General features: G+C 49.7%; 22 protein-coding genes. 3 read left to right on the top strand and 19 right to left on the bottom strand.

What is annotated here, in order from left to right; genetic code table 11:
- Positions 1-43: 43 nt before the first annotated feature.
- A complete protein-coding gene (locus tag EJN92_RS17575; RefSeq protein WP_322348666.1) occupies positions 44-3,268 on the top strand; it encodes an error-prone DNA polymerase in 3,225 nt (1,074 codons plus the stop codon).
- 208 nt (positions 3,269-3,476) lie between these two features.
- On the opposite strand, the gene EJN92_RS17570 is transcribed toward EJN92_RS17575, so the two are convergent.
- The 19 genes from EJN92_RS17570 to rpsB form a co-directional block, all read right to left on the bottom strand.
- Positions 3,477-3,986 (bottom strand): energy transducer TonB, encoded by a 510-nt coding sequence (locus EJN92_RS17570; protein ID WP_227869595.1) that lies wholly within the window; start codon positions 3,984-3,986, stop codon positions 3,477-3,479.
- Positions 3,987-4,010: 24 nt separating this feature from the next.
- Positions 4,011-5,309 (bottom strand): ABC transporter ATP-binding protein, encoded by a 1,299-nt coding sequence (locus EJN92_RS17565; RefSeq protein WP_126129001.1) that lies wholly within the window; start codon positions 5,307-5,309, stop codon positions 4,011-4,013.
- Positions 5,310-5,364: 55 nt separating this feature from the next.
- Positions 5,365-7,098 (bottom strand): ABC transporter permease, encoded by a 1,734-nt coding sequence (locus EJN92_RS17560; RefSeq protein ID WP_126129000.1) that lies wholly within the window; start codon positions 7,096-7,098, stop codon positions 5,365-5,367.
- A 510-nt stretch (positions 7,099-7,608) separates the two neighbouring features.
- Positions 7,609-8,316 carry an ankyrin repeat domain-containing protein gene (locus EJN92_RS17555; protein ID WP_126128999.1) on the bottom strand — a complete coding sequence of 236 codons (708 nt, stop codon included), beginning with the start codon at positions 8,314-8,316 and terminating at the stop codon, positions 7,609-7,611.
- A gap of 21 nt (positions 8,317-8,337) precedes the next feature.
- Positions 8,338-9,117, bottom strand: a complete 780-nt coding sequence (locus EJN92_RS17550; protein WP_126128998.1) for a TatD family hydrolase — start codon at positions 9,115-9,117, stop codon at positions 8,338-8,340.
- A gap of 72 nt (positions 9,118-9,189) precedes the next feature.
- Complete coding sequence (gene lpxB / locus EJN92_RS17545) at positions 9,190-10,344, bottom strand: lipid-A-disaccharide synthase (protein WP_227869594.1); 1,155 nt, start codon at positions 10,342-10,344, stop codon at positions 9,190-9,192.
- Between the two features lie 21 nt (positions 10,345-10,365).
- Positions 10,366-11,154 (bottom strand): acyl-ACP--UDP-N-acetylglucosamine O-acyltransferase, encoded by a 789-nt coding sequence (lpxA, locus tag EJN92_RS17540; protein ID WP_126128997.1) that lies wholly within the window; start codon positions 11,152-11,154, stop codon positions 10,366-10,368.
- Between the two features lie 2 nt (positions 11,155-11,156).
- The gene (gene fabZ, locus EJN92_RS17535; RefSeq protein WP_126128996.1) at positions 11,157-11,642 is read right to left on the bottom strand and encodes a 3-hydroxyacyl-ACP dehydratase FabZ; all 486 of its coding nucleotides are present in this window, start codon (positions 11,640-11,642) and stop codon (positions 11,157-11,159) included.
- Between the two features lie 2 nt (positions 11,643-11,644).
- On the bottom strand, positions 11,645-12,709 hold the full coding sequence (gene lpxD / locus EJN92_RS17530) for a UDP-3-O-(3-hydroxymyristoyl)glucosamine N-acyltransferase (RefSeq protein WP_126128995.1): 1,065 nt from the start codon (positions 12,707-12,709) through the stop codon (positions 11,645-11,647).
- 3 nt (positions 12,710-12,712) lie between these two features.
- Positions 12,713-13,243 carry an OmpH/Skp family outer membrane protein gene (locus EJN92_RS17525; protein WP_194074945.1) on the bottom strand — a complete coding sequence of 177 codons (531 nt, stop codon included), beginning with the start codon at positions 13,241-13,243 and terminating at the stop codon, positions 12,713-12,715.
- A gap of 69 nt (positions 13,244-13,312) precedes the next feature.
- On the bottom strand, positions 13,313-15,661 hold the full coding sequence (gene bamA, locus EJN92_RS17520; protein ID WP_126128994.1) for an outer membrane protein assembly factor BamA: 2,349 nt from the start codon (positions 15,659-15,661) through the stop codon (positions 13,313-13,315).
- A gap of 81 nt (positions 15,662-15,742) precedes the next feature.
- Positions 15,743-17,110 carry an RIP metalloprotease RseP gene (gene rseP, locus EJN92_RS17515; RefSeq protein WP_126128993.1) on the bottom strand — a complete coding sequence of 456 codons (1,368 nt, stop codon included), beginning with the start codon at positions 17,108-17,110 and terminating at the stop codon, positions 15,743-15,745.
- Positions 17,107-18,279, bottom strand: coding sequence for a 1-deoxy-D-xylulose-5-phosphate reductoisomerase (gene ispC / locus EJN92_RS17510; protein WP_126128992.1), 1,173 nt, complete (start codon positions 18,277-18,279; stop codon positions 17,107-17,109). The genes rseP and ispC overlap by 4 nt, the downstream gene beginning before the upstream one ends.
- A 23-nt stretch (positions 18,280-18,302) precedes the next feature.
- A complete protein-coding gene (locus EJN92_RS17505; protein ID WP_126128991.1) occupies positions 18,303-19,133 on the bottom strand; it encodes a phosphatidate cytidylyltransferase in 831 nt (276 codons plus the stop codon).
- 25 nt (positions 19,134-19,158) lie between these two features.
- Positions 19,159-19,914: a polyprenyl diphosphate synthase gene (uppS, locus tag EJN92_RS17500; protein ID WP_126128990.1), complete on the bottom strand. Its 756-nt coding sequence runs from the start codon at positions 19,912-19,914 to the stop codon at positions 19,159-19,161.
- Between the two features lie 41 nt (positions 19,915-19,955).
- Complete coding sequence (frr, locus tag EJN92_RS17495; RefSeq protein ID WP_126128989.1) at positions 19,956-20,516, bottom strand: ribosome recycling factor; 561 nt, start codon at positions 20,514-20,516, stop codon at positions 19,956-19,958.
- 117 nt (positions 20,517-20,633) lie between these two features.
- On the bottom strand, positions 20,634-21,350 hold the full coding sequence (pyrH, locus tag EJN92_RS17490; protein ID WP_126128988.1) for a UMP kinase: 717 nt from the start codon (positions 21,348-21,350) through the stop codon (positions 20,634-20,636).
- Positions 21,351-21,521: 171 nt separating this feature from the next.
- On the bottom strand, positions 21,522-22,403 hold the full coding sequence (gene tsf / locus EJN92_RS17485) for a translation elongation factor Ts (protein ID WP_126128987.1): 882 nt from the start codon (positions 22,401-22,403) through the stop codon (positions 21,522-21,524).
- Between the two features lie 130 nt (positions 22,404-22,533).
- Positions 22,534-23,280, bottom strand: a complete 747-nt coding sequence (gene rpsB / locus EJN92_RS17480; RefSeq protein WP_126128986.1) for a 30S ribosomal protein S2 — start codon at positions 23,278-23,280, stop codon at positions 22,534-22,536.
- A gap of 279 nt (positions 23,281-23,559) precedes the next feature.
- On the opposite strand from rpsB, the gene map reads away from it, so the two are divergent.
- Together map and EJN92_RS17470 are read left to right on the top strand one after the other, a co-directional pair.
- Positions 23,560-24,372 (top strand): type I methionyl aminopeptidase, encoded by an 813-nt coding sequence (gene map, locus EJN92_RS17475; protein ID WP_126128985.1) that lies wholly within the window; start codon positions 23,560-23,562, stop codon positions 24,370-24,372.
- Complete coding sequence (locus EJN92_RS17470; protein WP_126128984.1) at positions 24,369-26,927, top strand: [protein-PII] uridylyltransferase; 2,559 nt, start codon at positions 24,369-24,371, stop codon at positions 26,925-26,927. Before map ends, EJN92_RS17470 begins: the two co-directional genes overlap by 4 nt.
- Positions 26,928-26,963 lie beyond the last annotated feature (36 nt).

Below are 26,963 nucleotides of genomic sequence, written 5' to 3'. Positions count from 1 at the left end.
GCCAACACTGAGCTTGAATCAGCATGGATCAGCATAAATAAGCATGAATAAGCCTAAACCCGGGCCCGGCCAGATGCCGCTGCCTAGCGCCACCTCCCTTCCAGATTACGCAGAATTATTTTGTCTGTCTAACTTCACGTTTCTGCAAGGCGCATCCCATGCAGAAGAATTGGTGGCACGCGCCGTCAAGCTCGGCTATCGCGCGCTGGCGATCACCGACGAATGCTCTCTGGCAGGCGTAGTGCGGGCCCATGAAGAGGCGAAAAAACATAGCCTACCGCTACTGATAGGTGCGCATTTCAAACTCAGCGCCAGCGATGAGCAAGATGGCTGCACCCTGATCGCGCTGGCGCAAAATCGTGAAGGCTATGGCAATCTGTCTGAACTGATCACACTGGCACGCACCCGCGCCACCAAAGGGACCTACTTCATTACCGCACAAGATTTTAGCGCGCCACCCACCGAGTATGCCCATCTGCGCGGCTTACCCGATTGCCTGCTGATCCTGGTGCCTGACTATCCGGCCAGTATCGAAGCGCTCTCCAGACAAGCGGCATGGATCAAGAACAATTTCCCGCAACGCGCCTGGCTGGGGCTTAATTTACTCACCCGTGGCATGGATGAATTGCATCAAGGCCGGGTCACGGCGATTGCCCAACACCAGCGCCTGCCGCTGGTGGCGATAGGCCAGGTCTGCATGCATGTGCGTTCGCGCAAACCCTTGCAAGATACGCTCACGGCGATACGCCTGAGTAAAAGCATCGCCGATTGCGGTTACCAACTGGCACCGAATGCCGAGCAACATCTGCGCTCGCGCTTGCGCCTGGCCTCGCTGTATCCGGCAGCAGCGCTGGCAGAAAGCATCAAGATTGCCAGCCTGTGTGATTTTTCACTGGATGAATTGCGCTATGAGTACCCGGATGAACTGGTGCCGGCAGGACAAACGCCCGCCAGTTATTTAAAACAGGAGGTGTATAGAGGCGCACAGCTACGCTACCCGCTCGGCATCAGCGCCAACGTCATACAAAAAATAGAGTACGAGCTGCACCTGATCAACGATCTCGCTTACGAGCCCTACTTCTTAACCGTGTACGACATCGTCAGATTCGCCCGCTCACAAGGCATCTTGTGCCAGGGGCGTGGTTCAGCGGCTAATTCGGTGGTCTGCTATTGCCTGCACATCACTGAAGTCAGTCCAGATAGCGACACTCTGCTATTCGAGCGTTTCTTATCCAAAGAGCGCGGCGAACCACCCGATATCGATGTCGATTTTGAGCACCAGCGGCGCGAAGAGGTGATCCAGTATCTGTATAAAAAATACGGCAGAAATCGTACCGCGCTGGCGGCAGCAGTCCACACTTACCGCCCCAAAGGCGCTTTGCGCGAAGCCGGCAAGGCGCTCGGCGTCGATCTGGCACTGGTCGATGCTGTCGCCAAAGCACATCACTGGTTTGATAGTAAGCACGATTTACTCCAGCGCTTTAGCGAAAGCGGACTAGACCCGGATTCTGCGCTGGCGCAGCAATGGGCTAGCCTGGCGAGCCAGTTACTCGGCTTTCCTCGCCATTTATCGCAACACAGCGGCGGTTTCGTAATCGCCAAAGGCAAACTATCGCGCCTGGTGCCGATAGAAAATGCGGCGATGAAACAGCGCAGCGTGATTGAGTGGGATAAAGATGATCTTGAGTCGCTAGGCCTACTCAAGGTCGATGTGTTGGCACTGGGCATGCTCTCGGCACTCAAGCGCGCCTTTGATCTGATGGCCACCCTACCCGGCCGGCCGCGCACTATGCAGCAGATACCACGCGAAGATGCCGCCACCTATCAGATGATATGCCGGGCCGATACCATAGGCGTATTTCAAATTGAATCGCGCGCCCAAATGAGTATGTTGCCACGCCTGCGTCCGCAAACCTTTTACGATCTGGTGGTACAGGTGGCGATCGTCAGGCCCGGCCCGATACAGGGCGGCATGGTGCATCCGTATTTACGCAGAAGACAGGGTTTGGAAGCCATCAGCTACCCGAAACCCGAGATAGAAAAAATCCTCGCACGTACCCTGGGTGTGCCTATCTTCCAGGAGCAAGTAATGCGCATCGCCATGGTGGCGGCCGATTTTAGCCCGGGCGAAGCCGATGAGTTACGGCGTGCCATGGCGGCCTGGAAACGCAAAGGCGGACTGGCACATTACAAAGAGCGCATCATCAACAGCATGCAAAAAAATGGCTACGACGAGCCATTTGCGACGGCTATTTTCAATCAGATGTTAGGCTTTGGCGAATACGGTTTTCCCGAAAGCCACGCCGCCAGTTTTGCCATTCTGACTTACGCCAGCAGCTGGATCAAATGCCACGAACCTGCCGTTTTTTTATGTGCGCTGCTCAACTCACAACCGCTGGGATTTTATTCGCCATCGCAACTGGTGCAGGATGCTCGCCGTCATGGCGTCGTCGTCAGACCGGTCACGATAGAGGCGAGCAACTGGGAATCCTGTCTGGAGCACGATGATCGAAGCAATGATCGAAGCAATGATCGAAGCAATGATCGAAGCAAAACATCCCCGAGCGCGGTACGCTTAGGAATGTCACTTTTGCGCGGCATGTCTTTTGAGGCGGCACAGCGCATACAGGCGGCACGCACGCAGCGCGCCTTTAGCGACATGACGGATCTGGCGCGGCGCGCACAACTAAACCGCCGCGACATCGAAGCCTTAGCCGCTGGCAATGCGCTGGTCTCACTGGCCGGACATCGCCGCCTCGCCTTGTGGCAGGCCGTGGCGGCAATACCGGATAAAGACTTACTCCATAGCGTCACGCTGGAAGAGCAGACTCCAGTGTTGGCCGCGCCGAGCGAAGCGCAAGAGATCGTCAGTGATTACCACAGTGCCGGCTTGACACTAGGACGGCACCCGCTCGCCTTATTGCGCCAGCGCCTGCTCAAGCTGCGCTTCTTACCGGCAGAGTTATTGAACACTTTCCAGAATCGCCAATTTGCACGCGGCTGCGGCATGGTTACGGTACGCCAGCGCCCCGGCACCGCCAATGGCGTGCTATTCATCACGATAGAAGATGAGACTGGACCGGTGAATGTGATTATCTGGCCTTCGCTGGTAGAGCAACAGCGCAAAGAGGTGCTCAGCGCCAGACTGCTAGGGGTGTACGGCATCTGGCAGCGCGAAGGCGAAGTCTGCCATCTGGTGGCAAAGCGCCTGGTGGATCTGTCGCATTTACTCGGACAATTAGAAAGCACCAGCCGGGATTTTTGTTAACCCTAGCCGGTACCAGCGTTAGCGTCAGCACATTGTATATTCGTGATTATTCAGCCAGCTACGAAAACCATTTAAAAAAAGAACCCTGTCACAGGAGACACAGAGGCACAGAGAAAAAACGAAGAACTTCCCGACTTTTCTCTCTGAGTCTCTGTGCCTCAGTGTTGAGAGGTTTTGACTTCCTTCATAGGCGGCTGAAAAGTTACGTTTATTCGCTCATTTGCGGCTGGGCGATGGTTCTTAATTGAAAACGGCCATCGTCATTAAACAACCAGGTCTCGGTGATCTCTAATTTACCGTTTTTTACCAGCAGCGAACTAGGCTTAGGAAAAGGCGCGGCATTGCTGATACTCGCCAGGGCAATGTTTTCTGTGACTTTATCGTGGTTGCTGCGCAGCACCTCGCTGCGCAGTAATTTACCCTCGCCATTCATGCTGTATTTTAAGACGATCACCGAGCGCAGCAAGGCCTGCGGTCTCTCCGCATACACCTTGCTGGCATTACGCCCACAAAGATGCTGCGCCAATTCACGCTTATAGCCATTGAGCGTCAAAGAGTTCGATGAACCTACTCTCTCATCGGATTTTTTTCCGACTTCATCGCCTTTTTTTCCACCTGGTGTAGGTGTGGAACAAGCGGCTACGGCACAACAGGCAAGCAACACTATGCGTCTTATTTTCATGTCCAACACTTTCAATTCAGCTGCTAGCAGCGTCATTCAAGCCATCGCCATTAACCACTATCAATCGTCATCATCGTCCGGCAAACTCAGGCGTCCGGTATGGTAATCATACTCGTAGACCTCGCCGTAACGCCCCCATTCAATCGCTATTTCAAGCACCCGCTTGGCTTCATCGGCTTTCAAAAACTCTTCCAGCAATTCAATGAAAGGCTGCTCAGGCAAACTGCCGCTGCTCTCTTGCTCAAGATTGCGCCGTATATGCGCGGCCAGTGGCACATGCGTCAGCAATTGCTGACCGAACAATTCTTGTCTTAAAGTCTGATCGGCATCGGCATAATGCTGACCAAGCGGACTAAGAATAATATCGCCCTTCTCTAGTATAGCCAATCCTAATAAACTCAAGGCTTCATAGGTAGGGAATAACTCTTCATCGTTGAGATCAACTTCCTCGGCCAGTTGTGGCAAATCGGCACGCCCATTAAACGGAGCCTGCGCCAACAAATCCAACACACCCTCGATGCGACTGACATCGGTCTCCGGCAAACGATAACCCAAATGGCGGGTATGTGTACCACCACCGGCAGTCTCTTGCGCGGTGCGCATGGTCATCAGGCCGTACACTTCATCAATCAAGGCCCGCACTTCGAGCGCATCCACATCGCGCGGACGCGGCAAATCTATCTTCACTTCCGAACGTATGCAGCCAGGGTTGCTGGACATGATGATGATACGGTCCGCCATCATGACCGCCTCTTCAATATTATGCGAAACGATCAGGATACCCTTGGTCGGAATACGGTTTTCATCCCACAACTCCAACATATCGTTACGCAGCGTCTCGCCCGTCAACACATCGAGCGCGGAAAACGCTTCATCCATCAAGAGCACATCGGGATTGGTCACCAATGCACGTGCTATCCCCACGCGCTGCTTCATGCCGCCCGACAATTCCCGCGGCAAGGCACCACCAAAACCGGCCAGACCGATCAATTCCAAGACGGCATCGGTACGGCTCTTGCGCTCATCGCTGGCGACGCCCTGCGCCTCTAAACCCAGCTCTACATTTTGCTGCACCGTCAGCCACGGAAACAAGGCGAAAGACTGAAACACCATAGCAATCCCGGCTACCGGCCCATAAATAGCCTTACCGCGATAGGATAATTGCCCGGTATCGGCAGGTATCAAGCCGGCCATGATGCGTAATAAGGTGGACTTGCCTGAGCCCGACTTACCCAGCAAAGCGACGATCTCGCCCTCTGCCAATTGGAAATCAAGTTTTTCCAATACGCTACGGTCATGCCCATCGGCCGCTTTAAAAGATTTGGCAACCTGATTGAGTTCGATTAAATTTTGTTTCATGGTTTCTCTCCTGCTGATGCTCGCATATTTTTACTTAGCCGCTTTGTCACAGATCTTAGCTACTACGGTCTTCCGCCAGCGAATACAATCTGCGCCAGAAAAAACGATTGAGTAACATGACGAAGACGCACATCACCGCGATACCGAGTGCGATCCGATGAAAATCCCCTAGCTCGGTCATCTGCTTGATATAACTGCCTAAGCCATCGGCCACCAGAGTGGTTTTACCCCAGGTCACGTATTCGGCCACGATACTGGCATTCCAGGAGCCGCCGCTGGCGGTAATGGCACCCGTCACGTAACTAGGGAACACCGCTGGCAGATACACGCGCTTCCATTTCAACCAGCCTTTCAAACCCAGATTGTCGGCAGCCAGACGCAATTCATTCGGGATGGTTGCGGCACCGGCGACGACGTTAAACAAGATGTACCACTGGGTACCAAACACCATCAAAGGACTAAGCCAGATATTGGCATTAAGTTTTAGCGAGAGCATAAAAAACACCACCACCGGGAACATCAGGTTGACCGGGAAAGCGGCTAAAAACTGCGCCACTGCCTGCACCCGCTGCGAGTATTGCGGCCGCAGCCCCACCCACACAGCAATCGGCACCCACACCAGAGAGGCCAGGCCTATCAGCAGAATCACCCGCAACAGGGTAATCAAACCCAGACCGACTACATGCGCCACCTCAGCCCAGCCGACATCGATATGCACAAAACTGACCAAGCTATACACGCCCCACAAACACGCCAGCGTCAGCGTCACATCCCAAGCGCGCCCCCACAGCGGACTATGGCTAGACGCTAAAGATAGACTAGAAGTGCCATCATGTTTCAGACTAAACCAGCCCAAGGCTCGGCTTAACCAGGCCCACATGCGCTCAGAGCCTGAGCGCAACCAATAACTGCTGCGCATCCAGTCGAGTAACCATGATTGCTGCGCGGTGTCACCTTGCGACTCTTCAAACCGAAACTTATCGGCCCATGCCAGCAAAGGACGGAAAAACAATTGGTCGTACAGCAAAATCCCCGCTAACATGGCGGTAATCGCCCATGCGATCGCAATGCCATTTTCGGCTTCGATCGCCACCGCAATATACGAACCTATACCGGGCAATTTAATATCCTGGCCAGCCACCGAGATCGCCTCAGCCGCCACCAGAAAAAACCAGCCGCCCGACATCGACATCATCATATTCCACAGCAAGCCCGGCATGGCAAAAGGCAATTCCAGTCGCCAGAAGCGCTGCCAACCGGACAGTCGGAAGATACGTGCCGCCTCATTGAGCTCAGGCGGCACCGTGCGCATCGATTGATACAGGCTAAACGCCATATTCCAGGCTTGCGAAGTAAAGATCGCAAACACCGCAGCGCACTCTACGCCGAGCAAATTGCCGGGGAACAAGGCAATAAACGGCGCAATCGCAATTGCCTGAAATCCCAAGATAGGTACCGACTGCAAAATATCCAGCGCCGGTATCATCACTTTTTCGGCGGCGGCATATTTCACCGCAATAGCGGCGAATAGCAGACTGAACAGCAGCGAGAACGCCAAAGCCGTAAACATCCGTAAAATCGTGCGTAGCAAATAATACGGAAGATAAGCGGGATCTAGCGATATCTGCAAAGTCTCGCCAACCGCAAACGGATGACTCATCTGCATGGCGGCAAACGCAAACAAAACGATCAATGCCAACACCAAGGGCAACAAGGCCCAATCCCAACGATTCGGACCGCTAGTAGTGGCGCTATCTGTGCGCTTTTGCATATTGAAAAGCTCAAACATCAGCACGCTCCCAATTGCAGCCACGGCCAAGCATAGCCTGAGTAAAAAATAGTAAGGACAAAATGTTCTCCTCAATCAAACCTGCCCTGTGTATGCATGCACCACAGAACAAGATGAATAAGTTATACGCGCGAACAGAATTCGACACCCGTTGCGGGGTTCAGAGATCGTGTTAAACACGCGCTTAAAATGTGGGGAAGAAGGAAGTAGCAGTTTGAACAAACTGCTAGATGCAACTACCCGCCGGTGACGGCAAGGTAGCGACAGAAATCTGCGTTTACTTTGCCAGGATGTGATCGATCAAAGATCGACAACTATAACTGTCCACAGATCGTGCTCCATTAATTAGAAGCGCGTACTGTAACACAGAGATAGTTTCGCTAGCAACACGCATTACTATACTGAGGGGGGTATATTTTTACTGCGCAATAGATATACGCGCTATCTACCGTGTTTTTGGCCATACTCCCCTATAAATATGAGAGGGAGGATAGCTACGCAGCGCAAAAATTAATCAGATTTAGCGGGCGCGCTGCCTGGCCGACTGGCGTGCGCTTGCTGGCGTGCTCTTAATTCGCTGGCGATTTCTTTTTGCTCCAGCTGTATCGCAAAATCGAGGGCCGACAAGTTCATACTATTGATCAGGCCTATATCCGCGCCCTCGTCGAGTAATAATTGAACCGCAGCCAATTTACCTGAGCGCACTGCCATCATCAGTGGCGTGGTTTTATTGGGGGAGATAGCATCGATGTAAGCGGCATGCTCCAGCAGTAAGGCAATAATTTTGAGGTCGCCATTGATTGCAGCATAGTGCAAAGCGGCCCAGCCAGGCTGATTCACTTCAGCCCCTGCATCGAGTAACTGCGTGACTGCGGCACGATTGCCCAGATAGGAAGCCAGCATCAGGGCCGTATCACCGTTATGCGCGCGCGCTTCCAGCTTAATCTCAGGATGCTTAAGCAAGAGCTCCACCACTTTCATGGATTTTTCGCGCAGTGCGATCATCAGCACCGTCTCACCCCGTTCCGCCTCCAGAGTATTAGCATCCATGCCCTTGGCTAACAAATTTTGCACGGTGCGCACATCGTTAAATTTGACCGCAAATAAAAAGTCGTCGTAGGCGGCGGCATGCGCCGAGCCACTGAGTCCAGCGACTAGCACGCATAAGCCGCAGAGCAGCAGCGCGGGCAGAGAAAAGGGGAACTTAGGCAATTTCATTTAGGAAAAGTCATCGCAGACTTAAGGCGTAATTTTAAACAGATCAAAAAAGTTTTTGCTGGTAACTTCCTGCACCTGCTTGACTGGCAAGCCCTTCAAGTCAGCCAGATATTCACCCACGTGCCGCACAAAACCTGGTTCATTCATCTTGCCGCGATGTGGCATCGGCGCCAGATAAGGCGAATCGGTTTCTATCAAAATACGCTCTAGTGGCAGCGCCTTGGCGACCGCTTGCAAGTCTTTGGCACTCTTAAATGTCAGTATGCCCGAGAAGGAAATATAAAACCCCATCTCTATCGCCGCCAAGGCCACTTCTAAGGATTCGGTAAAGCAATGCATGACACCGGCCGCGCCGCCCTTATCCGTACCTGCGCGCTCTTCGCGCATGATGCGAATGGTGTCTTCCGAGGCCGCACGGGTATGAATAATTAAGGGTTTGCCGCAGATGCGTGAGGCACGGATATGCTGGCGAAAGCGTTCGCGCTGCCACTCCAGATCTCCTTTGAGGCGAAAATAATCCAAGCCGGTTTCACCGATCGCAATAATTTTTGGGTGTTGCGACAGTTTGACTAATTGCTCGGCGCTCGGCTCTTCGGTGTCTTCGTAATCCGGATGCACCCCGACCGAGGCATAGATGTGCGGATATTGCTCGGCCAGCGCCAACACTTGCGGAAAATCAGGCAAATCCACCGACACGCACAGCGCATGCGTAACACCGTTATCCTGCATTTTCTGCAAAATTTCGGGCATCCTCACCGCGAGTTCAGGGAAATTTATATGGCAATGTGAATCTATATACATGGGATAGTGAAGAGCAAAATAAGGATGTCGGAGCAGCGCCTACAGAAACCAAAAAGGCAATGAGCTTAACGTTTACTTGGAACTGGCGATCACATTCAAAACCGCTTGTGCCGAGATGCTGGCGGTGTCACGCAATAAGGCATGATGCATATCGGTAAACCTTTGCTTGAGTCTAGTCTGCAAGGGTAGATCCGTCAATTGCTGCCACAAGGCTTGCGCCATCGCCTCAGGAGTGGCGGCAGATTGTAAAAATTCCGGCACCAGAAATTCTTCGGCAAGAATATTCGGCAGACCTATCCAGGGTTGATAGCCCATATGCTTTAAGATTTGCCACGAGGCTTCCATCATCTTGTAGGCGATCACCATAGGCTTCTTAAACAAAGCCACCTCTAGCGAAGCGGTACCGGAAGCGACCAAGACCACATTGGCAGCTGCAATCACCGTATGCGATTGCCCATTGACCAGCAATACCGGCACCCCATCCAGCTTTGCCGCCACCACCAGATTGATGTAGTAACTACGCTGCTTTTCGCCCACCATAGGCACCACGATCTGCAACTGAGGATCGCGCGCACAAAGGATTTTGGCGGTCGCGATGAAAGCCTCGGTATTATATTTAATTTCAGAAATACGGCTACCCGGCAGCATGGCAACCACGGTCGCATCCTGCGCGATACCAAGCGCATCGCGTGCCGCCGCCATATCAGGTTCCATCTCTATCACTTGCGCCAAGGGATGACCGACGTAGGTGGCAGGAATGCCGGCCTTGCGATAAATTTCTTCTTCAAAAGGAAATACCACCAGCATGTGCGAGACCGCTTGTGCAATTTTTTTGATACGCCCACCGCGCCAGGCCCAAATGGAAGGGCTGATGTAGTGCATAGTCGGAATACCGGCCTGCTTGAGCTGTATCTCCAGATCCAGATTAAAATCCGGCGCATCGACACCGATGAAGACATCCGGCCTTTCAGCGAGCAAACTCTGACTAAGTTGCTTGCGTATCCCGGAAATTTCGCGGTAATGCATCAGCACTTCAAAGATGCCACGCACCGACAACTTTTCCATAGGATAGTCGCTGACGAAGCCATGCTCCATCATATGTGGACCGCCGATGCCATGCATTAGCGCATCAGGTAATTGCGGCCTGAGCCCGGACAATAAGCGCCCAGCCAAAAGATCACCGGAAGTTTCACCGGCGACCATGGCGATACGAGTTTGATTTGTCACGATTTACGCTTACTTTCTAGCTTAGCGAACGATGCCGCGCGTGGAGCCATCCAGAAATTTGCGCATCGCCTTGACGTGTAAGGCTTGTTCAGGCGGCAAATCAGCAACTTGCTGGTCCAAGGCAAGCTTCGCCTCTTCGAGCGTCAAGCCAGACTTGTACAATAATTTATACGATTGGCGTATCGCTGCGATTTGCTCGCGACTAAAACCACGGCGCTTGAGTCCCTCGACATTGATACCATGGGCCGCTGCCGGATTACCATTGAGCATGACGAATGGCGGCACATCCTGGGTTAAGCTGGTACTCATACCGACCATCGCATGCGCACCAATTTTGCAAAACTGATGGGTGTTTGAAAACCCGCCCAAAATCACCCAATCGCCTATGTGGACATGGCCAGCCAGGGCTGCATTATTCGCAAAAATCGTATGATTGCCGACCTGGCAATCATGCGCGATATGCACATAGGCCATGATCCAGTTATCATTGCCCAGACGCGTAACACCCAGGTCCTGCGAAGTACCGAGATTAAAGGTGCAAAATTCGCGTATTACATTGCGGTCACCGATCTCCAAGCGAGTCGGCTCGCCCGCATATTTTTTATCTTGCGGCGCTGCGCCTATCGATGAAAACTGAAACAGGGTATTCTCGCGCCCTATCGTAGTGTGTCCTTCTATCACCACATGCGGTCCGATTTTTGTCCCAGCGTCTATGCGCACATTCGGACCGATAATGGTGTAGGCACCCACCTCGACCGAACTATCGAGGCTGGCTTTAGGATCAATCAAGGCACTAGGATGGATCGCCATTTTTACTCCGCAGCAGCTGCTGTAGTTACCCCCACTGCCGCATCATCGGCAGTACGGAGCGTACACATCAAATCACCTTCCAAAGCCAATTGACCATCGACCGACGCTTTTGCCTTGTATTTCCAGATGCCGCGGCTTACCCGGGTAATCTCGATTTCCATTTTCAATTGATCGCCTGGCTCTACCGGACGCTTGAAACGCACGTTATCAATCCCGACAAAATACACGATGGTGTTTTCATCTGGTTTTTTACCCATAGTCAGAAACGACAAAATGGCGGCAGTCTGCGCCATCGCTTCGACCATTAGCACGCCTGGCATGACTGGCTTATTTGGGAAGTGTCCGTTGAAGAATTCTTCATTCGCCGTCACATTTTTGATGGCGGTAATGCTCTTGCCACTTTCCCATTCCAAAACGCGATCGACCAGCAACATAGGATAACGGTGCGGCAAATATTGTTTGATTTGATTAATGTCTAGAGTCTTCATAATTATTTTTCTGCTTTTTCTGTTAGTAACTTAATTGTTTTTTCAAGCGTGCGAATTTTTTCCCGCATGCTAGTGAGATTACGTACGATAGCCGCCGACTTTTCCCATTCGGCATTTTTCGCCAGGGGATAAAAGCCAGTATATTGGCCCGCTTCGTGTATCGATCTGGACACCATGCTGGCAGAAGAAATGTGCACATGGTCGGCGATGCTCAGATGCCCGAGCACCATAGCCGCACCGCCAAAAGTACAGTGTTTGCCGATCTTGGCACTACCGGCGACCCCAACACAACCCGCCATGGCGGTATGAGCACCGATCTGACAGTTGTGCCCAATCTGAATTTGATTGTCGAGCTTAACGCCCTCTTCTATGATGGTATCGGCCAAAGCACCGCGGTCTATGCTGGTGTTGGCACCAATATCGACATCGTCGCCTATCAATACGCGCCCGGTTTGCGGTATCTTGATCCATTTACCGGCGTCGTTGGCGAAGCCAAAACCGTCCGCACCGATCACCGCACCGGAATGGATATTGCAGCGTTTGCCGATCACGCAATAGTCGTAGATAGTGACATTGGCATGTAACTGGGTATCGGCATCAATACTGACACCACGACCGATCACCGAGCCAGCACCGATCACCACGTTCTCGCCTATCACCGCTTCCGCCTCTATCACCACCTGGGCAGCGATACTCGCGCTAGCAGCGACTAGCGCATGCGGACTAACGCTAGCACTAGGATGGATACCCAAAGGGGGAACTATCGCCGTCAGAGACGCAAAATACTGCGCCGCGCGGGCAAAATACACATAAGGCTGAGCACTGATGATGCGCGCACCAGAAAACGCTGCACCTAGCTGCAGATGATCTGATTCAGTTAGTATCAATACCGCGGCAAGGGTAGATTCGGCCTGCGCGCGCAGTTTAGAATTAGAGAGAAAAGTCGCGTGGCGCTCATCGGCATCGCTCAAAGGGGCAATGCCTATCACCAATCTGTCTGGGTCACCAATTAATTGACCACCGAAGCGATCGACTAACTCACCCAGTCGCGTTCCGGAATGAGTCATGACTTACTTCGCCAGCGCTTTAATCACTTTATCGGTGATATCTATGCGTGGATTGAAATACACAGCATCTTGCAAAACGATGTCATATTTTTCTAGTTCGGCGATTTGCTTGACTACTTTTTGCGCACGCTCGACCAAAGAAGCAATCTCTTCGTTTCTACGCTGATTCAAATCTTCATTGTAAATACGTTGCTTGCGCTTAAAATCCTGATCCATATCGGTCAGATCACGTTGACGCTTGACTCTGTCAGCGTCGGTAATCACCGCCGACTCTTTGTCCAATTTTTCGGCCAAGCCCTTAATTTTTGTCACAGTATCGAATAGCTCTTTACTGCGCTTGGAAAATTCTTGTTCAATTTTTGCTTCAGCCGCCTTGGAAGGGCTAGATTCACGCATCACGCGCTGCGAATCAAAATAGGCGACCTTAGAATCCTGAGCTGACACAGGCGCAACGCTGACACAACAAGCTGCAAAAACCATCAGGCCTTGCAACAACTTGGACGGGGTAGTAAGTTGACTCAAAATAATCTCCATAATACAAACTAAGGCAAACCACACAAACGCAGAAAACACCGATTATATAAGTATTTTATAAGTATTTTTTTAAAATCCAGTACCCATTTGGAACTGGAAGGTTTGCGTCTTATCGCCCACTTTAGCATTCAAGGCTTTACCGAAACTTAATTTCAAAGGTCCGACTGGTGAAATCCAGCTGATACCTATACCTGCTGAAGCGCGTAACTCTTTGATCTGAATTTTTTGACCTTCATCAAATACGTTACCGGCATCCAGAAAGGTGAACCAACGCAGCGATTTATCCGCCCCAGGGAAAGGCACTTGTAACTCTGCATTCGCCAGCAACCTAGTCGCACCACCCAGAGAATCGCCATTCGGATCTTTACTTCCCAAAGAAGAAGAGTCATAGCCGCGTACCGAACCTATACCACCTGCGTAAAAGTTTTTAAACAAAGGATAAGGTTTGCCGCCCAAACCATGTCCGTAATCAAGCTCACCATTGAGAGCCAGAATCACAGAACGATACACAGGAGTGAAATACTGATGATTATAAATTCCGCGATAATATTTAAAATCGCCAAACGCCGACAATTCCAGATTAGCGCGCTGATAGCGACCTATGCTAGGGGTTAAAGGACTATCGCGACTATCTCGCTGCCAGGCAGCAGTCAAAGGGAAAGTCGTATTCACCGCAGTACCAGCGCCGTAGAAAATGGAGGTAGGATCTTTTTCCCCATCGCCAAAATCCGCCACATATTTTCTATAACGGAATGGGCTACCAGTATTGGTCTGCACCTGAGTACGCTCTACACCAAGACCGAAAAACACCGTATCCAACTCAGAGAAAGGCACGCCAAATCGAATATTGCCACCGGTAGAGAGAATTTTATAATAACCGACACTGCCAGCGATAGGCGTTGTGGTTCTGTGGAACAAGTCAAAACTACGGCTAACACCATCATCCGTAAAGTATGGATCGGTATGCGAGACCGCTATCGTCCGGTTTTGTCTGCTGGTATTGATATCCAAACCTACCGTATCACCACTACCAAATACATTCGACTGCTGAATCGAACCGGTTAAGGTCAGTTTTTCTGTTTGCGAATAACCGGCGCCAAACGTGATATTGCCGGTTGGGCGCTCGGTTACCGCCAGATTGACATCTACCTGATCGGTACTGGTGGAGACTTCTGGCGTTTCTATCGTCACTTCTTTAAAGAAACCCAGTCGCTCGACTCTATCTCTGGAAACTTTGATTTTTTCACCGTCGTACCAAGAACCTTCAAACTGCCGGAACTCTCTACGGATGACTTCATCTCTGGTTTTGGTGTTACCCGCCAAATTGATACGGCGCACATAAACCCGTTTACCCGGATCGACAAACACCGTAAACGCGACTTCTTTTTTCTCTTTATCCAGCAAAGGATTGGCGTTCACATTGGCAAAAGCGTAGCCAAAATTGCCCATACGCTCAGAGATGCGCCGGGTACTCTCGGTCAATCGAGCCGCATTGTAGACATCGTTTTTATTCAATAGCAACAAGGAGGAAAGTTCGGCTTCACGTCCGAACATCTCGCCTTCCAGCTTAATATCGGAGACCGTATATTTATCGCCCTCGATAATATTCACGGTGATGTAAATTTCTTTTTTATCTGGTGTAATTGAAATCTGAGTCGATTCAACCTGCATCTCCAGAAAACCGCGATTTTGATAAAAGGATTTGAGATTTTCTATATCGCCAGCGAGTTTTTGCTTGGAATACTGATCCGCTTTGGTGTACCAACTAAACCAGGTCGGCGTACTCAAGGCCATTAATTCAAACAATTCGCTATCGGTAAAATATTTATTTCCGATCACGTTGATACGCGCGATTTTGGCGATCTCACCTTCTTCTACCGCAAAGGTCACATTCACACGATTACGCTCTATCGGCGTAATGGTGGTGGTGATCTGCATACCGTACAAGCCACGCGAAAGATATTGACGTTTCAGTTCTTGCTCGGCCCTATCCACGGTGGCCTTATCAAAAATTTTGGTCTCGCCGACGCCAACATCTTTAAGTGCCTTTACCAAAGCGTCTTTTTCAAATTCTTTGGTGCCGGTAAAATCAACCCCAGCGATGGTAGGACGCTCTTCCAGCAAGACGATCAAAACGCCATCTTGCGCCTCAATTTGTACGTCTTTAAAAAAGCCAGTGGCATACAAAGATTTGATGGCAGAGACACTCTTGGCGTCATCAAAGGTTTCACCGACACGTACCGGCAAATAGCTAAAAACTGTTCCCGCTTCGGTCCTTTGCAAACCTTCGACGCGGATATCCTTAACCTTAAATGGTTCGACTGCCAGGGCTTGCCCTGAGCATAGTGCAAACGCTGCTAGCGCTAAGGCGCGACGACGTAAATTTGGCAAAGTATAGTTCTCGATATGTGATTTCATTAGGTATTATCTAATCTCAATATTTCTACTGGGTATTTCCAAGGGAGCGACGCTGCATCAAGCCGATCAAACGAGCAAGGATTATGACATGAGTCTGACGATGTCATTAAAGAAAGCAACTGCCATTAAACTCATCAACAAAACTACGCCTGCACGTTGCGCGATCTCGCCGAAGCGTTCTGACACTGGTTTTCCTGTTAAAACTTCCAGCGAATAATACAACAAATGTCCACCGTCCAACACAGGGATAGGAAGCAAATTCATAACGCCCAGACTGATACTGATGAGCGCAATAAAGCTGAGGTAACTAATCAAGCCTGTCCTGGAGGTTTGCCCTGCGTAATCGGCGATCGTAATCGGGCCAGTCAAGTTTTTCCAGGACACATCACCCGCCAGCATTTTGCCTAGCATTTTAAAGGTCAACATACTGGCTTCCCAGGTTTTTACCGAGCCCTTGATGAGCGCATTGAGCGGAGAGTTTGCTAACGTCAGCATCTCAGGAGCAAGCATCAACTGCACCTTGATACGCCCGATTTTTTCACCGCGCACCGTAGCTGCCTCGGGTGTGACGTTCAGAGCGACTTCACTCGAACCGCGTTTGACCAGCAGTTGCAGAGTTTTATCGGAAGAGGCATTAATGATCTCCATAAATTCGAGCCCATCCAGTACCGCCCTGCCGTCGATTTCCAGAATTTGATCACCTGATAGCAAACCAGCGCGACTGGCCGGACCGCCCAATTCCACGCCCTGCAATATTGCGGCAGGTCTGGCCACAGAAAATCCCAACTTAGTCAAAAAATCGGTTTCAAGTTCGGCGCTGCTGAGACGACTCAATCCCAGATCTAGTTGTAGCGACTCCGGTTTAGCTGTCTCATTTTGCATATTGCGCTGCACAGCCAAGGTCGCATCAGACTTATTCAATCCCAGTTGCAGCAACTCCCATTGCAAGCCCGTCCAAGTTTGCACAGCATGGCCATTCACAGCGGTCACCAGATCACCATGACGCAAACCGGCTTGGTAGGCCACAGAAGTTTCTGAAGGCACCCGTATTTTTGCCACAGGCTCGGGAATACCATGTAGATACAGGCCAGTGAATAGCAAAATAGCCAGTAGGAAATTGGCGACAGGTCCGGCAGCAACGATCGCGATACGTCTCCAAACCGATTGTCGTGAAAACTCACGTAGTAAATCCTGTTCCGAGATTTCAGAAACATCCTGCTCTCTGGCGTCTAGCATTTTTACGTAACCGCCCAGAGGCAAAATAGAAATTGCCCATTCAGTCTGATCTGGCCCCAACTTACGTGAGTAAACAACTTTTCCCATGCCAACAGAAAAGCGTAAAATTTTCACGCCGCACCAACGTGCCACAAGATAGTGGCCAAGCTCATGTATCGTCACTAAGCTACCTAGCGCGACCACAAAAGCGAGGATGGTTTGCAACAGCATCATGTGCGTATGATCTCTAGGCTCAAAGCACGCGCTTCTTGATCGCACTCAAAAATAGCATCGATATCGCTGAGTTCGCGTATCGACAACTTATCCATAACCCGGGCAATGACTTGATCTATCATTCTGAAACCTATTTTTCCATCCAAAAACGCTTGGACAGCGATCTCATTACTTGCGTTCAATATAGTTGGCGCCGATCGTCCAGTTTTTAGTGCTGCGTACGCCAATTCTAAGCAGGGGAAACGCTTAAAGTCGGGAGCAATAAAATTTAACTGCATGACTTTAGCCAGATCGAGTGGCGCAACTCCTGAATTGATACGTTTGGGGTAGGCCAAACCATAGGCGATCGGCGTGCGCATATCTGGATTTCCCATTTGCGCCAAGACCGAACCATCCAGATAGGAAACCATGGAGTGGATCACACTTTGAGGATGTATCAGCACCTCAATTTGCTCTGCCGGAGCGTTAAACAACCAATGCGCCTCGATCACCTCCAAACCCTTATTCATCATCGTGGCGGAGTCCACCGAAATCTTGCGCCCCATGACCCAGTTAGGGTGTGCCACCGCCTCGTTAGGCGTCACGTTATCCAGCGAATCTAAAGTGCGATTAAGAAAAGGGCCACCGGAAGCGGTCAGGATAATTTTATGCACACCGTGCTGTTGCGGCCGCCTGTCATAGGCTTGCGGCAGACACTGAAAAATCGCATTATGCTCACTGTCAATTGGCAGCAATGTCGCGCCACTGGCCTGTATTGCATCAATAAACAACTGACCGGACATCACTAAGGCTTCTTTGTTTGCGAGCAAAACCTTTTTGCCAGCATGTGCGGCTGCCAATGAAGCGGGCAAACCAGCCGCACCAACAATCGCAGCCATGACTGCATCACACTCAGTAGCGCTAGCAACCTCACATAAAGCCTGAGGACCGTATAAAACTTCTGTCGTTATATTTTTTTCGCGCAACAACAATTGCAGCTCGGTCGCAGCGAGCGCAGTCCCAACTACCGCAAAAGACGGATTAAATTGCGCGCACTGTTCAGCCAATTTCCGCACTTGGGTATGCGCTGTTAAGGCGAAAACGGCATACAACTCCGGATGCCTAGCGATCACATCTAAGGTCGATACACCGATCGATCCGGTCGAACCCAAGACACAAATTTTCTGCATATTCTTATTCACCGAACGGCCCATCATCGCAACCAAAGATCCAACAGTGCAGCCATAGGCAGCACTGGAATCAAGGCATCTATCCTATCTAAAACCCCGCCATGCCCGGGCAACAAAGCACTACTGTCTTTCATGTCAGCGCGGCGCTTCAAGGATGACTCAAATAAATCACCAACGACACTGGCGATCGCCAGCGCAGTAAACACCAGCAGAAAGCCAAACGCACCCAATTTCATAAATATCTTGGTAGGGAAAATATCTGCAGCAGCGCCAAGGTAAACCGCCAACCCTGCAATCAACAATACCCCAAGCCAACCACCTATCGCCCCTTCCCATGATTTCCCTGGTGAAATTGAGGGTGCCAGCTTGCGTTTTCCAAATGCCTTACCTGAGAAATATGCAACTACATCGGCCACCCAAACCACGGCCATAACTGACAGGAAAAACAGTGGGGAATGCGCGAACAAAACACACATAGCGACAAAACACCCAAAGATGCTTAAGCCATAAATCCCATTTAAGGTACTGCTAGAAATGCTGTGCAAGACTGGCAAGCCAAAGGCAAGAGAAGGGATTAACCTTAACAACCAAAACAAGACGCACATGGCGAACAAGAGTGGCGTAGTCGGGCTAGAGAGCAAGAATCCGTTAAAACTGAGATAAAAAAACAGAGCGGACCAAATCAAAGCGATCACGAGAGGCGCAGGTTTTTTAAACAAACGCTGACTTTCCCACATCGCGGCACCAAAGAAAAGCGTAGCGACGAGAGAAAAAATTTGAATTGACCCGAAGTACAGAATGGGAACTAGCAATGCCAACAACAGCAAAGCTGTAATAACACGAGTTTTAAGCATGGTTTACCTTATCTCGAGTGGGATTTTATTCGTCGACCTGCGCAAGGACTTGCGCACTGGTACGTCCAAAGCGGCGCTCTCTTGCCTGATACGATTTAATCGCCTCATCTAAAGCATGCGCATTGAAATCAGGCCAAAACGTATCCGTAAAATACAATTCACTGTATGCCAGTTGCCATAACAAAAAATTGGAAATTCTGGTTTCACCACCGGTACGAATAAACAAATCTGGCTCAGGCGCATACGCCATAGACAGATACGGCGCCAGTTGCTCCTCTGTGACCGTAGCATCGGATTTGAGATCTTGTTTAAGGCGATTGAACGCCTGCACGATATCCCAACGACCACCGTAATTTGCGCAAATGGTGACAGTCAGACCTAGATTGCTTGCTGTGAGCGCTTCGGCTGCCTGTATCGTTTTTTGCAATTGCGCGTCAAACCGAGACAAATCGCCAACCACCTTAAGACGAATGCCGTTCGCGTGCATTTTTACGACTTCTTTTTCTAGCGCTGTGACAAAAAGGCGCATCAGCAAAGAAACTTCCTCTGCTGGTCTGCGCCAATTCTCAGAACTAAATGCAAATAACGTCAAATACTTCACCTCACGCTTGACGCAAGCCTTAACCATGACGCGTACCGCATCCACACCCTTGGCATGTCCAGCAACACGAGGTAAAAACCGCTTGGTCGCCCAACGCCCATTACCATCCATGATGATCGCGATATGTTGTGGAACCTTACCCACAAGCGGCACTTCTTTAGTCGAACTAATGTGAACCATGTATATCCAGAATGAGTGAAAAAAATACTCTCGGCGTCAAGCTATACCGTCAATACTTCCTTTTCCTTATCCGCCAGGGATTTATCCACATCAGCCACAAACTTGTCGGTTAATTTTTGTATCTCATCCGAGGCACGGCGCTCGTCATCCTCGGAACACTCCTTATCTTTTACCAACTTCTTCAAAGACTCATTCGCGTCACGACGAATATTGCGAATAGCGATTTTCGCATCTTCCCCTTCGGTCTTGACCAACTTCACCATTTCTTTACGGCGCTCTTCGGTTAATGCCGGCGTAGGAACACGTATCAGTTCGCCTTGCGTGGATGGGTTTAGACCAAGATCTGCATCACGAATTGCTTTCTCGATGGCCGACATCATCTTCTTTTCCCAAGGCTGAACGCCGATGGTGCGTGCATCGATCAAGGTTACGTTTGCCACTTGAGTGATATTGGTCGGAGCACCGTAGTAATCGACCATCACATGGTCCAAGATCCCCGTATGCGCACGACCAGTACGTACCTTAGAAAGATCAACTTTGAGAGTCTCTAGCGACTTTTGCATCCGCAATTGCGTATTATTTTTTACTTCTATGATGGACATACCATCCTCCTGTACAAATTAATGCAGATAAATACTCACTATTTATCTTATTTATTTCAGTATAAAAAACAAGCGCAGGCCTCGCCCAACGCCCTTACCCATATGCAAAAAAACAAATTATACGTGGACTAGAGTGCCTTCGTCGCCACCCATAATCAGATTTTTCAAGGCACCTGGTTTGACGATAGAAAATACTTTGATCGGCAACTTCTGATCACGACAAAGCGCAAACGCGGTTGCATCCATCACTTGCAAATGACGCGAAATAGCTTCGTCAAAAGAAATGGTGGAATAACGCGTAGCGCTAGCATCCTTCTTAGGATCTGCGGTATACACACCATCAACCTTGGTGGCTTTCAATACAATTTCTGCGCCAATTTCAGATCCGCGCAACGCGGCTGCTGTATCGGTAGTAAAGAAAGGATTTCCTGTACCAGCAGCGAAGATAACAACTTTACCTTCTTCCAGATACTGCAAAGCCTTAGGCCGTACATAAGGCTCGACAACTTGTTCAATCGCAATTGCCGACATCACCCGCGCTACGACGCCAGCCTGACGCATCGCATCACCTAAGGCAAGAGCATTCATGACGGTTGCCAGCATACCCATGTAATCGGCGGTTGCCCTATCCATCCCCTGCGCACCAGGTGCAACCCCGCGAAAGATATTCCCACCACCAATAACGATTGCGAGCTCCACGCCCATTCTTGATATTTCAGCGACATCTGCCACCATACGCTCAATGGTGGCTCGATTAATACCGTAGGCATCGTCGCCCATCAAGGCTTCGCCAGAGAGCTTCAAAAGCACACGCTTATAAGCAGGTTTGATCACGGTCCGGGCTCCTTAAAAATTAAATGAAGATATTATTGTGAACACGCTAAATAACAAACACGATTTACATCTAACGCACTAGCAAAAATAACCTAGTAAAATAACTTAGTAAAAAACGTCTCAAAATCGAAGCTTAAAAAAACGGGCCTTTCGGCCCGTTTTTTTGCCTAATTACGCTTGCTTGGCGGCGGCGACTTGCGCCGCCACTTCTGCAGCGAAATCATCCTGTTTCTTTTCTATGCCTTCACCAACAACATACATAGTGAACGACTTGATTGAAGCATCAACTGACTTCAACATTTGCTCAACAGTCTGCTTGTCATTCTTGACAAAAGTTTGATTCAACAAAGAAACTTCTTTCAAGAACTTCTGAACCGAACCCTCAACCATCTTGGTGACGATGTCGGCTGGCTTACCAGACTCAGCTGCTTTCAAAGATGCGACCGAACGCTCTTTTTCGATCAATTCTGCAGGAACCTGATCAGCAGACAAAGAAACCGGCTTCATTGCAGCGATATGCATAGCAACGTCTTTACCAACTTGCTCATCAGCCGCAGAGAATTCAACCATGACACCGATACGTGTGCCATGCAAATAGGAAGTCAGCTTAGCAGCTGTGTCGAAGCGCTGAAAGCGACGAATCGACATATTTTCGCCGATACGACCAATCAAAGCAGCGCGAACTGTTTCAACGGTAGAACCATCCAAAGGCAGCGCAGCCAAAGCAGCCACATCCGCTGGATTATGCTCTGCAACCAATTTTACGCATGCGTTTGCAAAAGCAATAAAATCGTCATTCTTGGTAACAAAATCAGTTTCGCAATTAACTTCGATCAAAGCACCGACGCCACCGACAACAACAGAAGCAACTACACCTTCTGCGGTTACGCGTGAAGCCGCTTTAGAAGCCTTACCGCCCAACTTAACGCGCAAGATTTCCTCTGCGCGCTCCATATCGCCTTCAGCTTCAACCAATGCTTTTTTGCATTCCATCATAGGCGCATCTGTCTTTGCGCGCAATTCACCTACCATCGCTGCTGTAATCGCCGCCATGTTTTTCTCCTAGTTACGTTGCATCACAAAGATGCCATCAATAAATTCTGTTTAAAAAAAGGGGCTAACGATAGTTTGCCCCTTTTACTTTGATTTTACCGAATCAAAATTCGGCAAAAATCATGAGATATTACGCTTGCTCTACTTCAACGAACTCATCAGCACTTGGCTTAACCGCTTCCAACACTTCATTAACGGCATTCGCACGACCTTCCAAGATTGCATCTGCAACGCCACGAGCGTACAGAGCAATTGCCTTAGATGAATCATCATTACCAGGGATAATGTAAGTCACGCCGTCTGGGGAGTGGTTAGTATCAACGATACCGATTACTGGGATACCCAATTTAGCGGCCTCAGTAATAGTACCTTTGTGGAAACCAACGTCCACAACGAAAATTGCGTCAGGAACACCAGCCATATCCTTGATACCACCGATAGACTTTTGCAACTTAATCATTTCACGCTGAAACATCAAAGCTTCTTTTTTCGACAACTTCTCTACTGAACCATCTTCAACAATCGCTTCCATGTCCTTCAAGCGCTTGATCGAAGTTTTTACAGTTTTGAAGTTAGTCAACATACCACCCAACCAACGCTGATCAACGTAAGGCATACCAGCACGTTGCGCTTCAACAGCGATCAACTCACGCGCTTGACGCTTAGTACCAACCATCAGCACAGTACCGCGATTGGAAGACAATTGACGAATGTACTTGATTGCTTCCTGGTACATGCCCAGAGTTTTTTCAAGATTGATAATATGGATTTTATTGCGGTGACCAAAAATGTACGGAGCCATTTTTGGATTCCAGAAACGGGTTTGATGACCAAAATGGACACCAGCTTCTAACATCTCACGCATTGATACAGACATAATAACTCCAGGGTTAGGTCTTGAATCCGAGTCAGTGATCCCAGATGGGACACCCTTTTTGACCAGATTCGTGTTTAAAAAATTACAGTATTTAATTCATCAACCAGAGAAACACTCTAGCCAACCATCTATTGTACTACGATAAGCAGACTTACTTCAAGCTCGTTGATCGCGATCAGCTTCACTCACTCGCTATTGACTGAACGCTTGGCCTAAGCGAATCGCGCAGTCCTAGACTATAATCACGTATTACTGATTTCTCAATTTACATGGCGAAGCATGACATCTATTTCTATTAAAACCCCGGAAGACATCGCAGGAATGCGCATCGCAGGCCGACTCGGATCTGAAGTTCTCGATTACATCACCCCCTTCGTCAAAGTCGGGGTGACCACGGGTGAAATTGATAGGCTCTGCCACGAATACATGCTGAATGTACAAGGCAGCATACCCGCTCCTCTAAATTACTGCCCTCCTGGCTACACGCCTTACCCGAAAGCCATTTGCACTTCGGTCAACGACGTTATTTGCCATGGCATTCCAGGCGACAAAGTATTGAAAAGCGGCGATGTCGTTAATTTGGATATCACCGTCATCAAAGATGGCTACCACGGCGACAATAGCCGCATGTTTTTGGTCGGCGAACCGTCCATCCTGGCAAAAAGACTCAGCGAAATCACCTACGAATGTATGTGGCTGGGCATCTCCAAAGTAAAGCCAGGCAATCATCTGGGTGACATTGGCCACATTATTCAACAGCATGCAGAAAAAGCAGGCTATAGCGTAGTCCGAGAATTTTGCGGACATGGCATAGGTAAGGTTTTTCATGAAGAGCCCCAAGTTCTGCATTACGGACGCCCAGGCACTTTAGAAAAACTCGCGCCAGGTATGATTTTCACGATAGAGCCTATGATTAATGCCGGTCGCCGCGAAATCAAAGAAATGGGCGACGGCTGGACTATCAAAACCAAGGACCGCAGCCTGTCAGCGCAGTGGGAACACACCATTTTAGTCACAGAAACCGGCTATGAAGTGTTAACCCTGTCAGCCGGATCACCGCCACCACCTGCATTTATTACCACGGCCAAATGACCACGCTAGCTCCCGCGCTGATCTTCAAACAAGAATTGAAGGCAGCGCAACAACTTGCAATCAGCGCATTTAAAGAAAACACCAAAGCCGAAGCACTACTGCAAAACCTATGTCGCTGCGTAGACGGTATTTTAGGAAAAATCTGGAAGAGTTTTGATTTTCCAAAATCGGCGGCGCTGGTAGCCGTCGGCGGCTATGGTCGTGGCGAGTTATTTCCCCACTCTGACGTGGATGTACTGGTCTTACTGGCAGCGTCGCCCGACTCTGCCTTGCGCGAAAAACTAGAAAGTTTAGTGCAAATTTTATGGGATATTGGTCTAGACATAGGGCATAGCATACGCACCGTCGACGAATGCATAATTGAAAGCAATGCCGACATCACCGTCCAAACCAGCCTGCTAGAAGCGCGACTCCTGACTGGCAGTCGAAATCTGTTTCGCAAATTACAAACTCGTTTCGATGAAAACATGCATCCTCAGCAGTTTTTCCAAGGAAAACTCCTGGAATTGCAGCAGCGCCATGTCAAATATGAAGACACCCCGTATAGCCTGGAACCGAACTGCAAAGAAAGTCCGGGCGGATTAAGGGACTTACAAGTCATACTATGGGTCGCCAAAGCGGCCAAGTTAGGCAATTCTTGGAAAGAATTAGCCGAACATGGTTTAATCACCGCCACTGAAGCGCATCAATTAAAACGCAATGAACGCGCCTTCAAAGATATTCGCATACGTCTGCACATACACGCAGGCCGACGCGAGGACAGACTTATTTTTGATGTGCAAACCGCGATTGCCGAGACTTTTGGATTTAAGACCACGGAATCGCGCCGCGCCAGTGAATATTTAATGCAACGCTATTACTGGGCCGCGAAAGCGGTAACCCAGCTTAACAGCATACTGCTGCAAAATATTGAGGCTACCCTCTTTCCGCAGCCCTCAGTGCCACAGGTCGTCAATGAGCGCTTCAATGACGTCAATGGCTTCATTGATATCGCTAACGATGAGGTCTTTAAAACCTCGCCATCGGCAATGCTAGAAGTGTTTTTACTACTTGCTCAACACAACGAGCTCAAAGGAATGACGGCGCGTACACTGCGTGCCTTATGGCATGCGCGCTTCTTAATTGACGCTGGTTTTAGGCACGACATCTTTAATCGCGCCCTGTTTTTACAGATACTGCAGTCACCCCAAGGGATTACTCACGCCTTGCGGCACATGAACCAAATGAGCGTGCTCGGCCGCTATTTGCCAAATTTCCGTCGCATCATAGGGCAGATGCAACACGATCTATTCCACGCTTACACGGTGGATCAGCATATTTTGATGGTGGTGCGCAATCTGCGTCGCTTTACCATGACCGAGCATGCCCACGAGTACCCATTTTGCAGCCAGTTAATGGCCAATTTTACGCAACCTTGGGTGCTTTACATCGCGGCTTTATTTCACGACATCGCCAAAGGGCGCAATGGCGACCATTCTATCTTGGGTATGAGTGACGCCAAGAAATTTTGTCATGAGCACGGTATCTCGAAAGCCAATTCTGAGCTGATCGTGTTCTTGGTGCAGAACCACCTCACCATGTCTCACGTGGCGCAAAAACAAGATTTATCCGATCCCGAGGTCATACAAAATTTTGTCAGCTTAGTCAAAGATGAACGTCATTTAACCGCACTGTACTTGCTAACTGTTTCTGATATTCGCGGCACCAGTCCCAAGGTTTGGAATGCCTGGAAAGGCAAGCTGCTAGAGGACTTGTATCGCATCAGCTTGCGGGTACTGGGCGGCGAAGCACCATCCAAAGATCGCGAGTTAAAAAACCGCCAGCAAGATGCCTTAAAATCTTTACGCCTACATGGACTAGCGATCGAAGCCCATGAAAAACTTTGGCAGCAGCTAGATATCGCCTATTTTTTGCGGCATGATGCAGCCGATATCGCCTGGCAAACACGCGCCTTGCATGACCGCACAGAAAGCCTGACGCCAGTAGTCAAATGCCGCATATCCCCCATAGGCGAGGGATTGCAAGTGGTGGTCTACGTCAAGGATCAGGCAGATTTATTCGCGCGCATTTGCAATTACTTCGACGGCAAAAATTTTAGCATTTTAGATGCCAAAATTCACACCACCAAAAGCGGTTACGCACTCGATACCTTCCTAGTCACCGAGCCTGCGTTTGCCAATAACTATCGCGACATTATCAGCTTGATAGAACACGAGTTAGCAGAAATTCTTAAGCAACAGACGCCCCTTTCGCCGCCTAATCGTGGTCGCTTATCACGCCTATCCAGAACTTTCCCACTCACTCCTATCGTCGACTTGCGCCCAGACGAAAAAGGTCAGTTCTATTTACTTTCGATCTCGGCCAATGATAGAAATGGCTTGCTGTATGCGATTGCCAATGTGCTCACCAAGTACAAAATCAATCTACATACCGCAAAGATCATGACACTAGGCGAACGCGTAGAAGACGTTTTCCTGATAGACGGCGCCGCCTTACAACACGCCAGAACCCAGATACAATTGGAAACCGAACTACTCGATACTTTACGTATTTAAGCAAATAATCTTAGCAATCACGACTTTACCCAAGTC

It is taken from the genome of Undibacterium parvum (assembly GCF_003955735.1).
GTDB lineage: Bacteria > Pseudomonadota > Gammaproteobacteria > Burkholderiales > Burkholderiaceae_D > Undibacterium > Undibacterium parvum.
This window is presented reverse-complemented; position numbering and strand designations above follow the sequence as displayed.

Bases quoted from the DNA above. Each gene is read 5' to 3' on its own strand.
- EJN92_RS17575 (WP_322348666.1), top strand. From the start codon at position 44: ATGAATAAGCCTAAACCCGGGCCCGGCCAGATGCCGCTGCCTAGCGCC.
- EJN92_RS17570 (WP_227869595.1), bottom strand. From the start codon at position 3,986: ATGACGCTGCTAGCAGCTGAATTGAAAGTGTTGGACATGAAAATAAGA.
- EJN92_RS17565 (WP_126129001.1), bottom strand. From the start codon at position 5,309: ATGAAACAAAATTTAATCGAACTCAATCAGGTTGCCAAATCTTTTAAA.
- EJN92_RS17560 (WP_126129000.1), bottom strand. From the start codon at position 7,098: ATGTTTGAGCTTTTCAATATGCAAAAGCGCACAGATAGCGCCACTACT.
- EJN92_RS17555 (WP_126128999.1), bottom strand. From the start codon at position 8,316: ATGAAATTGCCTAAGTTCCCCTTTTCTCTGCCCGCGCTGCTGCTCTGC.
- EJN92_RS17550 (WP_126128998.1), bottom strand. From the start codon at position 9,117: ATGTATATAGATTCACATTGCCATATAAATTTCCCTGAACTCGCGGTG.
- lpxA (WP_126128997.1), bottom strand. From the start codon at position 11,154: ATGGCGATCCATCCTAGTGCCTTGATTGATCCTAAAGCCAGCCTCGAT.
- fabZ (WP_126128996.1), bottom strand. From the start codon at position 11,642: ATGAAGACTCTAGACATTAATCAAATCAAACAATATTTGCCGCACCGT.
- lpxD (WP_126128995.1), bottom strand. From the start codon at position 12,709: ATGACTCATTCCGGAACGCGACTGGGTGAGTTAGTCGATCGCTTCGGT.
- EJN92_RS17525 (WP_194074945.1), bottom strand. From the start codon at position 13,243: ATGGAGATTATTTTGAGTCAACTTACTACCCCGTCCAAGTTGTTGCAA.
- bamA (WP_126128994.1), bottom strand. From the start codon at position 15,661: ATGAAATCACATATCGAGAACTATACTTTGCCAAATTTACGTCGTCGC.
- rseP (WP_126128993.1), bottom strand. From the start codon at position 17,110: ATGATGCTGTTGCAAACCATCCTCGCTTTTGTGGTCGCGCTAGGTAGC.
- ispC (WP_126128992.1), bottom strand. From the start codon at position 18,279: ATGCAGAAAATTTGTGTCTTGGGTTCGACCGGATCGATCGGTGTATCG.
- EJN92_RS17505 (WP_126128991.1), bottom strand. From the start codon at position 19,133: ATGCTTAAAACTCGTGTTATTACAGCTTTGCTGTTGTTGGCATTGCTA.
- uppS (WP_126128990.1), bottom strand. From the start codon at position 19,914: ATGGTTCACATTAGTTCGACTAAAGAAGTGCCGCTTGTGGGTAAGGTT.
- frr (WP_126128989.1), bottom strand. From the start codon at position 20,516: ATGTCCATCATAGAAGTAAAAAATAATACGCAATTGCGGATGCAAAAG.
- tsf (WP_126128987.1), bottom strand. From the start codon at position 22,403: ATGGCGGCGATTACAGCAGCGATGGTAGGTGAATTGCGCGCAAAGACA.
- rpsB (WP_126128986.1), bottom strand. From the start codon at position 23,280: ATGTCTGTATCAATGCGTGAGATGTTAGAAGCTGGTGTCCATTTTGGT.
- map (WP_126128985.1), top strand. From the start codon at position 23,560: ATGACATCTATTTCTATTAAAACCCCGGAAGACATCGCAGGAATGCGC.
- EJN92_RS17470 (WP_126128984.1), top strand. From the start codon at position 24,369: ATGACCACGCTAGCTCCCGCGCTGATCTTCAAACAAGAATTGAAGGCA.